This is a genomic window from Methanolobus sp. ZRKC3, from assembly GCF_045291275.1.
GTDB lineage: Archaea > Halobacteriota > Methanosarcinia > Methanosarcinales > Methanosarcinaceae > Methanolobus.
The window spans coordinates 2,456,662-2,469,749 of record NZ_CP146982.1 but is presented as its reverse complement, the minus strand read 5'-3'; the positions used below and the strand labels follow the sequence as shown (position 1 = coordinate 2,469,749).

General features: G+C 43.5%; 12 protein-coding genes and 1 tRNA gene. 8 read left to right on the top strand and 5 right to left on the bottom strand.

Annotation, left to right across the window (positions count from 1 at the left end; all coding sequences use genetic code 11):
• The first annotated feature begins 371 nt into the window (after positions 1–371).
• The 4 genes from V7O66_RS12575 (at position 372) to V7O66_RS12560 (ending at position 4,278) form a co-directional block, all read left to right on the top strand.
• The gene (locus V7O66_RS12575) at positions 372–1,154 is read left to right on the top strand and encodes a hypothetical protein (RefSeq protein WP_406660650.1); all 783 of its coding nucleotides are present in this window, start codon (positions 372–374) and stop codon (positions 1,152–1,154) included.
• A 287-nt stretch (positions 1,155–1,441) separates the two neighbouring features.
• Positions 1,442–2,161: an NAD(P)-binding domain-containing protein gene (locus V7O66_RS12570; RefSeq protein WP_406660649.1), complete on the top strand. Its 720-nt coding sequence runs from the start codon at positions 1,442–1,444 to the stop codon at positions 2,159–2,161.
• Between the two features lie 202 nt (positions 2,162–2,363).
• On the top strand, positions 2,364–3,692 hold the full coding sequence (glnA, locus tag V7O66_RS12565) for a type I glutamate--ammonia ligase (protein ID WP_406660648.1): 1,329 nt from the start codon (positions 2,364–2,366) through the stop codon (positions 3,690–3,692).
• Positions 3,693–3,696: 4 nt separating this feature from the next.
• A complete protein-coding gene (locus V7O66_RS12560) occupies positions 3,697–4,278 on the top strand; it encodes a GNAT family N-acetyltransferase (RefSeq protein WP_406660647.1) in 582 nt (193 codons plus the stop codon).
• Positions 4,279–4,404: 126 nt separating this feature from the next.
• Here V7O66_RS12560 and V7O66_RS12555 read toward each other — a convergent pair whose 3' ends face one another.
• The 5 genes from V7O66_RS12555 to glnA (V7O66_RS12535) all read right to left on the bottom strand — a co-directional run bounded on the left by V7O66_RS12555 (position 4,405) and on the right by glnA (V7O66_RS12535) (position 10,281).
• Positions 4,405–5,439, bottom strand: a complete 1,035-nt coding sequence (locus V7O66_RS12555) for a Coenzyme F420 hydrogenase/dehydrogenase, beta subunit C-terminal domain (RefSeq protein ID WP_406660646.1) — start codon at positions 5,437–5,439, stop codon at positions 4,405–4,407.
• Complete coding sequence (locus V7O66_RS12550; protein WP_406660645.1) at positions 5,430–6,170, bottom strand: hypothetical protein; 741 nt, start codon at positions 6,168–6,170, stop codon at positions 5,430–5,432. Before V7O66_RS12550 ends, V7O66_RS12555 begins: the two co-directional genes overlap by 10 nt.
• A 4-nt stretch (positions 6,171–6,174) precedes the next feature.
• Positions 6,175–7,686 carry a glutamate synthase-related protein gene (locus tag V7O66_RS12545; RefSeq protein ID WP_406660644.1) on the bottom strand — a complete coding sequence of 504 codons (1,512 nt, stop codon included), beginning with the start codon at positions 7,684–7,686 and terminating at the stop codon, positions 6,175–6,177.
• A complete protein-coding gene (locus V7O66_RS12540; protein WP_406662663.1) occupies positions 7,683–8,735 on the bottom strand; it encodes a glutamine amidotransferase family protein in 1,053 nt (350 codons plus the stop codon). The genes V7O66_RS12545 and V7O66_RS12540 overlap by 4 nt, the downstream gene beginning before the upstream one ends.
• A gap of 205 nt (positions 8,736–8,940) precedes the next feature.
• Positions 8,941–10,281 carry a type I glutamate--ammonia ligase gene (glnA, locus tag V7O66_RS12535; RefSeq protein ID WP_406660643.1) on the bottom strand — a complete coding sequence of 447 codons (1,341 nt, stop codon included), beginning with the start codon at positions 10,279–10,281 and terminating at the stop codon, positions 8,941–8,943.
• A 463-nt stretch (positions 10,282–10,744) separates the two neighbouring features.
• Here glnA (V7O66_RS12535) and hdrC point away from each other — a divergent pair, with 463 nt between their 5' ends.
• The 4 genes from hdrC to V7O66_RS12515 all read left to right on the top strand — a co-directional run bounded on the left by hdrC (position 10,745) and on the right by V7O66_RS12515 (position 13,065).
• On the top strand, positions 10,745–11,179 hold the full coding sequence (gene hdrC, locus V7O66_RS12530; protein WP_406662661.1) for a CoB--CoM heterodisulfide reductase subunit C: 435 nt from the start codon (positions 10,745–10,747) through the stop codon (positions 11,177–11,179).
• A 26-nt stretch (positions 11,180–11,205) separates the two neighbouring features.
• Positions 11,206–12,108 carry a CoB--CoM heterodisulfide reductase subunit B gene (hdrB, locus tag V7O66_RS12525; protein ID WP_406660642.1) on the top strand — a complete coding sequence of 301 codons (903 nt, stop codon included), beginning with the start codon at positions 11,206–11,208 and terminating at the stop codon, positions 12,106–12,108.
• An 85-nt stretch (positions 12,109–12,193) separates the two neighbouring features.
• Positions 12,194–12,886, top strand: coding sequence for a cytochrome c biogenesis CcdA family protein (locus V7O66_RS12520; protein WP_406660640.1), 693 nt, complete (start codon positions 12,194–12,196; stop codon positions 12,884–12,886).
• 104 nt (positions 12,887–12,990) lie between these two features.
• A tRNA-Arg gene (locus tag V7O66_RS12515) sits at positions 12,991–13,065 on the top strand.
• Positions 13,066–13,088: the final 23 nt, after the last annotated feature.

Here is a 13,088-nt window from a genome sequence, read left to right as displayed (position 1 = left end):
TTCTAAAATAATATCTAAAATAGTTTTTTTGTTGATTTGAACAGAGAATGTCAGATTTTAGTATATATTACTTTTTTCTATGAATGAGTTAGCAAGAGAGGAGATATTTGGAGATATTCATAGATGGGAATAGGACCACCCTTGATCCAAATAATAACTAAAATACAAAATATTGATTTCAAAGACTTATTTTCTAATTTAAACTCATTAAGTAGTCTAAAAAGTTATTAAACCTTTAATTAAGCATTTATTTCTTTTTTAAAGCATTAATAATTGCTTTTTTGCTAAGTATGCTTATATTTGAGCCAGCGAATCAGGAAAATGTCGTACCAGTACCAATCTGGTGAAGCAAAAATAATGGAGAATAGAAAATGAAATCTAAAACAATGAAAGTGCTGGCAGGTCTTTCACTTGTACTCATGGTGTTCAGTATAATGCCATCCGGTGCACTTGCTGAGCAGACAGATGTAGTCGAAGAAGGAATTGGAAATATACTGGAACACAGAAAAGATCATGGAGCTAGACATGAAATGGCAGCAGAATATGGAATGAACAAAGCTGACATGGAAAGACCCGAGTTTAAGACCGAGGAAGAGGAGTTCGAATTTGTAAAGGAAAGGATGTTGAGTGGTGCAGAAATGAGAATCGAAAGGTTGGAAAATGCGATAGAGAACATCGATGAGATAGAAAATGAAGTATTTACAGAAAAGACTCTCAGTGAAGAGATTGCTGAGATCAGAGCATTCATCGAAGAGATCAACAGTGTATCAGACCTTGAAGAGCTCAAAGATACCTGTGAAACAATGAGAGAAAATGCTCCTGGAACAATGGGCAAAGCTGGCATGGAAAGACCTGAATTTGAGACCGAGGAAGAGGAGTTCAAATTTGTAAAGGAAAGAATGCTAAATGATGCTGATATGAAGATCGTAAGACTGGAGAATACGATAGAGAACATCGATGAGATAGAAAATGAGGAAATTACAGAAGAAACTCTCAGTGAAAGAATAGCTGAAATTAGAGAAATCATCGAAGATATCAACGGTGCATCAGACCTTGAAGAGCTCAAAGATATTAGAGAAGAAATGAGAGAAAATGCCCCTGGAAAGATGGGGAGGGATCACTTCAGGCAATCTTTTTGCGCGAAAGAAAATTGAGGTCATCTGAAAACGTATGTTTCTTGTTCATATTAGCAGCAATTACATATGAATAATAAATAGGATCAAGTATCCTATTTTTCTGTTTTTGTATTTTTAGGACCTTGTTTCTAAGATTTATATGAGGCTTTTCTTTTTATGGCTATTACGGATCTATAGAGCAAAAAAGATTTATTTAAATACCATGACACTAACTAACATAGTGCTTACCGGTCATTATTAATAGTACCAATGGTGTCACTTCTTAAGTAAAACACTAATTAGCAAGCGTAAAATGGAGAATAGGCATGAAGATCGCAATACTTGGAGGGACAGGTCAGATAGGAAGGGGCTTTGCACTTCGCTGGGGACAGAAACATGATGTTATAGTCGGATCCAGAAGTGCAGAGAAGGCAGAAGCTGCAGCTTCTGAATACAGTGGAATATTAAAAGAACACGGTCTTCCGACACATATCGAAGGTACTGACAACAAAACAGCAGCAGAGAATGCTGATGTCGTCATACTTGCCATCAGGTATAACCAACTCGAATCTTTGATGGAGCTCATAAAACCCGTTCTTGACAAACAGATCATTGTCAGTGTGGTAGTGCCCATGGAAAAGAACATGTGCTACATAAGACAGGGTTCAGAGCATACAACAGTTCCAATTAACAGTGAAGAATTCAATACCAATTACTTCTGTTTCTCAAGACCGGAATCAGGAAGCGCCGCACAGGATGTTGCTGCAATGTTGCCTGAAGATGTCGATCTTGTTGCAGCATTTCACACAGTGCCTGCAAAGAAACTGGCAAACCTGGAAATTGAGCCGGAATTTGACATAGGAGTTTGCGGAAATTCCATGCTATCAAAAGAAGTCATATTCGACCTTATAAGAGATATCCCAAATATGCGACCTCTTGATATTGGCCCGCTTGAAACAGCACCTATGCTTGAGGCACTTACACCTCTACTAATAAATGTATCCGCAAGGAACAAAATGAAGGATACGAGTATCAAATTCATCTGATCTTTTGATACATTTTTTTTCTTTCCTTTCCCTTTTTCTTTTCATCATTTCTTTTTATTTCCATTATTTCCTTTTATTTTCATTCTTTCTTTTTCTCTTTTCACCGATAAATTATAATTACAGAAATTTCAATAGCACATTATCCAGAACGGTTTTGCATGGACTATGCTGGAATAGAGGAAGTATAGCAGGCGATATAATAATGATAATCAACAGCAAAGAAGATGTTATCAAAGCTATTGAAACTCAGAATGTGAAATTCATCCGGTTACAGTTCACAGATATACAGGGCGTTGTGAAAGATGTCGAGATCCCGGTCACACAGATAGAGAAAGCACTAACAACAGGAATCTCATTTGACGGATCTTCCATTGAAGGCATGGTCAGGATAGATGAATCCGATATGGTACTGAAACCTGATCTGGCAACCTTTGCAATCCTTCCATGGGGCAAAGATAAGGGTGTTGTTGCCAGGATGATCTGCGATATCCACCTTCCGGATGGCAGGCCTTTCGAAGCCGACCCACGTTATGTGCTCAAGAAGATAATGGCTGAAGCCAGGGAAATGGGCTATGAACTTAATGTCGGACCGGAACTTGAGTTTTTCCTGTTCGAGAAGAAGGATGGAAATGCAACTACAAAACCCCATGACTATGGGAGGTACTTCGAGTTTGCACCCACCGACCTTACAGAAGATATCAGGAGAGATATTGTCCTCACTCTGATGGAGCTCAATTTTGATATAGAGGCATCACATCACGAAGTTGCATTCGGGCAGCATGAGATAGACTTCAAATATGGGGATGCGCTGATCACTGCGGACAATGTAATGACATTCAAATATGTTACAAGGACCATTGCCAAGTTGCATGGACTTCATGCCACATTCATGCCAAAACCAATTGCAAATGATTGTGGATCAGGAATGCACGTAAACATCTCACTGTCAAAGGATGGGGAGAATGCATTCTATGACCCTGAAGGAGATATGGAGATCAGTGACACTGCAAGGCATTTCATTGCCGGTGTACTGGATCACATCAAAGCCATATGCTGTATCTCAAACCCTCTTGTCAATTCTTACAAGAGACTTATTCCAGGATATGAGGCACCGGTCTACATTACCTGGTCAGGAGCTAATCGCAGTTCCCTTATCCGCATACCTTCTGCTCGCGGAAAAAGCACAAGGGTTGAACTGCGCAGTCCAGACCCATCCTGTAACCCATACCTGACATTTGCAGCCACACTTGCCGCCGGACTTGATGGTATAAGGAACAAGAAAGAACCTGGAAATATGGTGGATTACAATATATTCGATCTTACAGAACAGCAGCTTAAGGAGAAGGGTATTGAAACTTTGCCCGTCACCCTCAATGAAAGTGCTGAATATATAGAAAAGGATGAGCTGCTCAGGGAAAAGCTCGGGCATCATGTACATAACAATATCTTCAGGCTTGCAAAAGCTGAATGGGATGCCTACCGCACAGAAGTACATGAGTGGGAGATCAAACGCTACCTGAACACCATATAAACAAATGACACAGGATCTTGTCATCAGGGAAACTACAGAGGAAGACTACGATGAAGTACGCCATTTCATCGAGATGGTGGATGAGGAATTTTATCCACCTCTAAGCAAAAGAGGCGAGAGTATTGCAGCGAGGGTCAAGCGTACCCTCGCAACGCAAAACTCGAACTACCTGCTTGCGCAACTAAAAATACCTGACCCTTCGGATAAACTGAATGGATTTGTAGGACTTATAGGCTATACGAATAAATGGAAAAGTGAAGCAGATAGCTATATCAACTTCCTTGCAAGTCATCCTGCCTATCGCAAATACGGGGTCAGCAAACTTTTGTGCGTAGAACTCGAAAAGATGCTTTGCAGCATTGGTATCAAGCGGATCTACCTTTGTACATGGTCAAGCAATCTGGCAGCCATGAGATTTTACGAAAAGCTCGGTTACAATGCATACTCCGTCATTCTCAATGACAGAGGAAAAGGAATTGATACGTTAAACTACAGGAAAAACATATCACCTGCTGAATTTGTGCAAAATAGTAATATACGATTAAACAATCGATTAGAAGACAAATTTACCTGTGCTTCTAAATAAAATTCAATTCATCGCGGTGTAATACCGCTTTGATCTAAAAAAACCGGATACGGTGCCGGTGCATGGTTAGGAATATAGAGGAAGTGGTGGCACCGTATCCATAAATGTGATTTTTTAGATATCTGATTACTCTTCTGGCATCCTCTTGAGCTTCTTTGCGGATAGCTTCTCTATCGGCACCATATCCACCCCATCCCCGAGTTCAAGCTTACCGTTCTCAACAGCGCTGTTGAAGAACTGTTTGCCCACAGAATTGCGGATTATAATGGTGGTATATCCATCTGGAGTTCCTATGGAACCTGCCGAGATGTCAGAGTTCAATGCAGTCAGATCAGTACAGATGTGACAACCAGGACGTACACAGTCCTCTATGTCCTTAAGTGGAATTACGGCTACAGAACCGTCTTTCATTGTGATCTCCAGCTTACCCGTGACATCGAATTTAACTATGTCCAGGGGGTTCATCTGTCTTTCTTCAACAAGCTTTTCCTGCACGAGCTTCTCGTAATCAAATGTTTCAGTACAGAACAGACCAACTACAAGGCGTATGTACTTCTTGAAAGGCCTGATCAGATCAAGGTCGCTCCCACGCATCTGCTCAATAGCCTGCACAACACATGGCACACCTACAACTGCAATGTTGGCGAACTTGCGAGTGATCACAGCCTCCTTGAGGGAAGCTACCAGTGGAACCCACCAGTTGTATCTGCTTCCTGCATGATGGACCAGTACGTCACTGGAAGTGATAACGGATGATGATGGTTTCAGGGTCCATGGATCTGCGACAACCGTGACCACAGCGTCTATCATTCCTTCATCCAGTGCGTTTGCAAGTAATGCGGATACAGCACCACCACTCTGCTTCTTTGGAACCGCAAACTCTGCCCTTGCTGAAACTATATCTATATAGTCACCTACAAGTTCGGCAGGCAGTTGCTCAAGCCTTGGACATACCTCGTAGCATGCGCCACATGGTACACCATCGTTTGCGTCTTTACAATAACCATTGTTAAGTGGACTGGTAGAATCCTTACCGGTCTCAAAGTAGATCGCATCAGCCGGACAGACAGCAACACAGGCACCACATGATGCACACTTTCCTGTATCCCAGACCTCTGCTTTAAGATCAAGATAATTTTTACCCATTGTGATCACTCCCATGTGTACTTACCTGCAAATGGTCTACTGCTTGCAGGAATTATTCGTGAATAGTTAGTGTCCAAAAACGGAGTCGGATCGATGTCGAACTTTCCACAGAACTCTTTGATCACAGGAGCCAGTCTTTCCAGATCGTTTTCTGTGAACTCGACCTTCTTGGCACCTACACCAAGCAGTTTCTCATCGAGATCTCCGCGGATCACTATCTCTCCGCCATGGATACCGCTGCCTATACCACGGTCCTGAATTGCAGTCTCATGCCCAATACCAAGTACGAGCACAAGGCCACCAGCCATGTATTCACCAAGGAAGGCATGGGATGTGCCGCCCACGGCAAGTATGGGGCGCTTGCCATCATATTCTTTCATATGAATGCCGCCTCTGTATCCAATATTGTCACGAACGAAGACCTTTCCGCCACGCATACTATGCGCTACGGCATCACCGGAACTTCCATGTATCACCAGGGTTCCGTTATCCATGGTGTTTCCGGATGCATGGTCTGCATTACCATAAACAACACACTCAGGTCCACTCATGAACATACAGAGGTCACCGCCAGGAACTCCATTTATAGTGATCTTAACATCACCTCTCAGGCCGTTTCCTATGAAACGCTGCCCTCGGACGTTATTAAGAACTATTTCCTTTACTCCTGAAGCCACAGCCTCACGGATCATCTTGTTCAATGGAGTATAATGCATGTCCTTTGCATCAATTATCAATGGTTCCATGCTATCAGGCCCCCACTGAATCTACCTGGAGTACATCCATCAGGCCTTCGTCTAGCATGTAGCCACGAAGACGGTCACGGTTGCCTCTCAGACTCTCGATACTATTGATACCTGCAGCACCCATGAGCTCGCTTAGTTCAAGGGTCCATCCACGGATAAGGTTTGCAACCTGTTCAGAACCCACTTCAGGGTCGATACGTTCAACAAGATCCGGACGCTGGGTAGCAATTCCCCATGGACACAATCCACGGTAGCAATTACCACAAACTCTGCAACCCAGAGCAATAAGTGAAGCAGTTCCGATGTAAACTGCATCAGCACCAAGTGCAATGGATTTTGCAAGGTCCGCACTGTTACGGATACCACCGCTGGCTATGACAGAAACCTGGTTCCTGATTCCCTGATCGTTGAGTTTCTCATCCACTGCCGCAATTGCGGCTTCAATAGGAATTCCTACATTGTCCCTGAACACCTTTGGTGCTGCACCTGTACCACCGCGGAATCCGTCAATAACAACTGCGTCTGCAGATGAACGGGCAATACCTGCTGCAATGGCTGCAACGTTATGAACCGCTGCGATCTTTACAAAGACAGGTTTCTTCCACTCGGTAGCTTCCTTGAGACTGCGCACAAGCTGAGCAAGGTCTTCTATACTGTAAATATCATGATGAGGAGCCGGACTTATAGCGTCTGAACCCAATGGTATCATACGGGTACAGGACACATCGGAGCAAACTTTCTCCCCTGGAAGGTGGCCACCGATCCCTGGCTTTGCACCCTGTCCTATCTTGATCTCTATTGCAGCTCCACGCTCGAGATAATTGATATCCACACCAAATCTACCGGATGCTATCTGCACGATAGTGCTGCCCTGATAAGGATAGATAGATTCATGCATTCCACCCTCACCAGTGCCCATGAAGGTTCCGGTCTTTGCAACTGCCTTTGCAAGACTGAGCTGTGCGTTAAGACTGATAGCACCATAGCTCATGTGACCTATCATTATAGGCGTTTCAAGTTTGAGATTTGGAGCCAGTTCTGTTTTAAGTTCGATGTCACCCTTATCATCCCTGGTGAATTCAAGCTTTGAAGGCTTCTTACCAAGGTACGTGCGGAGCTCCATTGGCTCTCTAAGAGGATCTATACTTGGATTTGTGACCTGACATGCATCGAGTACAAGTCTGTCAAATATAATAGGATAGTCGCGGGCATTGCCCATTCCTGCAAGGACGATCTTTCCGGTACGAGCCTGGTTTATTATATCCTCACGTGCCTCAACGGTCCACAAAGGATGGCTGCGGTAATCTACCGGTCTTTCCTGCAGGGAAATAGCATCTCTTGGACACATGGAAATACAGCGATGACATGCGGTACACTTCCGGGAGTCGATGATGATCTTATCGTTCTCTATCCTGTAAGTACCATATGAACAATTGTCTACACAGCGCATGCACTCCATACACTGATCACGGTCGATGCTTATCTTATACTTAAGAGGAACACTTCCAAGACTCATTCCACAACCCTCCCGATAACAGGTTCTCCAGCCCTTGGCATGTATATTTCCTTCACATCAGGGTCCATAACTCGAATAGCTGCCTCTTCACTTGATATGTATAGACGGGAGCCATTCTCACCGATCACTAAAGGTCTGAGCTTGATCCTGTCAGTGAAGCCAACGATACCATTCTTAGTAGCTACCACAATGGCGAACGGGCCATTCATGAGTGCAGGGCCATAGGTCAGGCGTAGTGTACGCATGAACTTTTCTTCTTTTTCCGGCATTGCATCGATCTCATCCCAGAAACGTGGCGCCATAGCTTCCACAACAATATCCTCAGGAAGGCCATGCTGCCTGCCCAGAAGGTCAAAGAGATAAGCGACAACTTCAGTATCAGTCCGCATTGTACAGTTGTAGCCGTGGCTTTCCACATAGCGACGGTTGGTACCGTAAGAGGTGATCTCACCATTGTGTACCACTGACCAGTCAAGAAGATTGAATGGATGCGCTCCTCCCCACCATCCGGATGTATTGGTTGGGTAACGGTTGTGTGCAAGCCAGATGTAGCCCTTGTAGTCCTCTATTCTGTAAAAGTTGGCCACATCCTCAGGCCAGCCGGATGCCTTGAAAACACCCAGATTCATCCCTGATGAGAATATCAATGCACCAGTGATCTCAGAGTTAACTTTCATCACTATGTGTTTTACAATATCATCTTCCGGGGTTGTTGTTCCTACCATCAGTTCAGCAGCAGGCTTGAAGAAATATCTCCATGGAATATGTTCTTTTTTAAGCCTTTCCTGCTCATAAGTAGGTATCTCTTCCTGGTGAACTATAGTACCCCATTTCTGTAGAATTTCATCTACACTGGATTTTGGTTCAACCATATTATCAAAAAATACGTGGATAGCATAATAATCTGCATAGTCAGGATATATGCCATAGGCTACGTATCCTGCTCCTTCTCCACTTCCTCTTTCATCCATCAGACTCAAAGCTTCCCTGATACGGGAGCCATCCATGAGGGACATGTTCCGATCGATGACGCCTATTATTCCGCACATCTTGATCACTATACCTATTCATTTGTCGGGGTTAAACACTATTTAGCCTGAAAGGATTCAACCATGCAAGAATCCAAAAAGGAATAGGCCCCAATTAAAAGATGATTCTTATTCGTTGCTGCACAGCGTTTTTAAAATAAATGCTGTAATTTGGAAACTAATAATAAATTATAAATTGTAAATTAATAGAGTAAGGGAAATTCCCTTACAATATGCTAAGATATGTGTCGAGTTCCCACTGGTGAACCTGAGCTTTGTAGTTATTCCACTCAGAATTCTTTGCTTCGAGATAGTTCTCAAATGCGTGGTTACCAAGTACCTCTTTCACAAATACACTGTCAGTCATGCAGTCGATTGCTTCCTTGAGGTTGCCTGGGAGTGAATCAATACCTCTTTCAATTCTGTCTTCTTCAGTGAGCTTAAAGATGTTCACATCGGTTGATGCAGGTGCTTCGAGCTCGTTCTTGATACCGTCAAGACCAGCACGGAGCTGAGCTGCGAATGCAAGGTATGGATTACATGACGGGTCTGGGCATCTAAGTTCCACCCTTGTACCCAAACCTCTTGATGCAGGGATCCTGATAAGGGAACTGCGGTTTGATGCAGACCATGTGCAGTAAATAGGTGCCTCATAGCCAGGAACAAGTCTCTTGTATGAGTTTACAGTTGGGTTTGTGATTGCTGCGAAGTCACGTACGTGCTTCAACAAACCAGCAATATAATGTTTTGCTGTTGATGAGAGACCATCCGGGGTTTCTGCATCATAGAATGCATTCTTTCCATCAGACATGAGTGACTGGTTTGAGTGCATACCAGATCCATTTACACCAAAGAGTGGTTTTGGCATGAAGGTTGCATAGTATCCCATGTGATATGCGATGGACTTTACAACGTACTTGAAAGTTACAATATTGTCACATGTGGTTAACACATCACCGAATCTAAAGTTGATCTCATGCTGTGATGGGGCAACTTCGTGGTGTGAAGCTTCAATCTTAAAGCCCATATCTTCAAGAGCGAAATCAATAGCTCTCCTTACATCCTGAGCCTTATCCAGTGGTGCGAAATCAAAGTATCCGCCCTTGTCTGTGAGATTTGTGGTTGGGTGGCCTTTGTCGTCGAGTTCGAAAAGGAAGAACTCAAGTTCGGGACCAATGTTCATTGTGAAGCCCATTTTTTCTGCTTCAGCAACTGCTCTCTTGAGCACATAACGTGGGTCACCATCGAATGGAGTGCCGTCCGGTTTAGCGACATCACCAATGATACGAGCGACTGCCCCTTCCTTTGGTCTCCATGGAAGTAGCCTGAAAGTTGTTGGGTCAGGCATGAGGAACATATCGGATTCTTCGATCCTGGTGAATCCTTCAATTGATGAACCGTCAAACATTACACCGTCTTCAAACGCCCCTTCGAGGTCTTCAGCAGGGATAGCCCAGCTTTTGATCATACCAAGAGTGTCGGTGAATTGGGTCCTTATAAACTTGACATCGTTTTCGGCTATAGCCTGTAACACGTCTTCCTTTGTTACTGGATTTGCTTTTACCATTTTGATTACTCCTATAAGTACGCAGGGTTGTAAGTAACCCATTACCTATTACATAGTATATAAAGATTATGTATATTGAAGAGTCATCTTAATCCCCCAAGTAAGAAATGACCAATCCGTAAATAAAAGTTACTTTTAAAACAGCAATATATATTGAATAAGTAAAATGAAACAAGCATCATCAATTAATTATAAAACAAAATTAGATGTCGAAACAAAAACTTCAAACACTGGAATAGAGGAAACGCACATCCTAAGATGCGGTGACCGGCTCCAATGAAATTGTCGGAAGATTTATCATTCTTGCCAAAAATAGCATATCAAGAGCATACATACCTGAATCCTGACAAGGATCATACAATTCATTAAAAAAATAAAGGGAGCCATGAACTTGAGTGCGCCACGCAGCGAAAAGGAACTTTTGAATGAATTAAAAGAGAATTGTGCAGATATTGTCAAGTGCATGCAATGTGGCGTTTGCAGTGGGAGCTGCCCCTCCGGCAGGCACACCAGCCTCAATATAAGGAAGATAATCAGGAATGCAGCCAGAACAACTGATGTCATCAGAGATGAACAGCTATGGATGTGTACAACGTGCTACAACTGCCAGGAGCGCTGCCCAAGGAACATCGATATAGTTGACTCCGTGCTTGTGATAAGGACAATAGCTGTCCGCGAAGGCATAATGCTCAAAGAGCACAGGAAGGTCAGCGAACTGCTTATTGAATACGGGCATGCTGTGCCAATTGATAATAATAACAGGAAGAAAAGAACAGAGCTTGGACTTGACGAAGTACCGGAAACAGTACACAAGTATCCTGATGGACTTGAAGAAGTGAAGACACTCCTGGAGTCCTGTGGCTTTGATGAGCTGCTGGAAACAGTGACTGAAAACTAACTAAAAAGTAGCAAAGGAATACCATCATGACAGGAATATCACTTTTTCTGGGTTGCGTGATACCCAATAGATACCCGGGTATCGAGATTGCCACAAGGTTATGCCTGGCTAAACTGGATATTGATTTTACGGACATCGAAGGAGCTTCGTGTTGTCCCGCACCTGGCGTGTTCAGGTCCTTTGATGAGCCGACCTGGCTTGCTCTTGCCAGCAGGAATATCGTACTTTCCGAAAAGATGCAGCGAGATATGCTTACCATATGTAACGGATGTTTCGGTTCGCTTTCGGATGCAAATCATAAGCTTAAGACAGACCCCGAACTCAGAGCGCAGACAAATACCCATCTGTCAAAAATTGGAAAGGAGTTCAGGGGTAATATAGAGGTCCGACATATTATAGAATACCTCTTCAAAGACGAAGGCGTGGAAAAGATCAGAAACGCTGTCGAAAAACCCATGGAACTCAGGATTGCGGTCCACTACGGATGTCATTTACTGAAACCATCAAGGGACAGAGGCCTGGGTGATATCGAAAGACCTCGTTTCTTTGACGAGCTGGTCGAAGCTGTGGGTGCCACAAGCGTAGACTACCCGGATAAGATGGAATGCTGCGGTGCCGGAGGCGGAATGCGCTCTGCACTGAAAGAGGATTCCCTGAAAATGGCAAACCACAAGCTATCAAGAATTGAAGAAGCAGGTGTTGATTGTATAGTAAATGCATGCCCCTTCTGCCACATGCAGCTTGATGCCGGACAGAAGGAGATCAAAGAGATCATGGGCAGCGAATACAATATACCGGTACTTCACTATACACAGCTTCTTGGACTGGCACTTGGATTCACACCGGATATGCTTGGCATAAGCATGAATTCCACAAATAATCAGGATTTCATTGAAAAGATCAAGAGTCTGCAAGAAGACCAGGATTGAAAACACTGGAATCATTCAGAAATATATTATAGGTAAAGAACAGAGATACCTATAGTATAATGCTTGAGGAATTGGGAGGTTCTGAATGAGTATTCTGGCAAACGTGCTCCAATCATTTATTTTGGGATTACTTACACCATTGACTGCTGTATGTGTCTTGCCGCTTTATCCAGGATTCTTGGCATATCTCTCTAACCAGATATCAAAAGCACAAGAGACAGGAGAGGAAAACAGAAAGGTTCTGATACTTTTCGGATTTATCGTTACAGCAGGCGTAATAACCTTCATGCTTCTTCTGGGACTGGTATTTACCACCATACTCAAGGTATCCCTGACAAAGGTGATAGGGATAGTGTCACCAGTTGCTTTTGCCATTCTGGGCGTGATAGGAGTAATACTTGTTCTCGATATTGACATTGGGAAATATCTGCCCACGGGAAAAGCACCCACATCCAGCAATCCCTTCATTGATGCGTTTCTCTACGGATTCTTTTTCGGAGCCATAGTCATACCATGCAATCCCGCATTCATTGCAGCATTCTTCACACTCTCACTCTCAGGTGCAGCCAGTTTCATTACAAACATGCTCAACTTCCTTTTCTTCGGGCTTGGATTGGGAGCCCCACTACTGGCATTCTCACTACTCTCAGGTGCTTCCAGTGCATCCGTGATAGGATTCCTTGTCAATAACAAGAAGAGGATTAACGTCATTACAGGAAGCATCATGATAGTGGTTTCAATATATTATCTGCTGTTTGTATTCAGAATATTCGGATAAGAACAAAGAAAAAGTGACGGGAATGAGGAGACAGCAGAAGATTGGGATAACCATTCTACCAATAAGTTTAAGATACTGAATGATGTTACCAGAGTACACATTGTGAGCGTGTGGCCTAGTCAGGATATGGCGGCAGCCTCCTAAGCTGCAAGCCGGGGGTTCAAATCCCTTCACGCTCGCTTTTTTTACTATTATACCACTA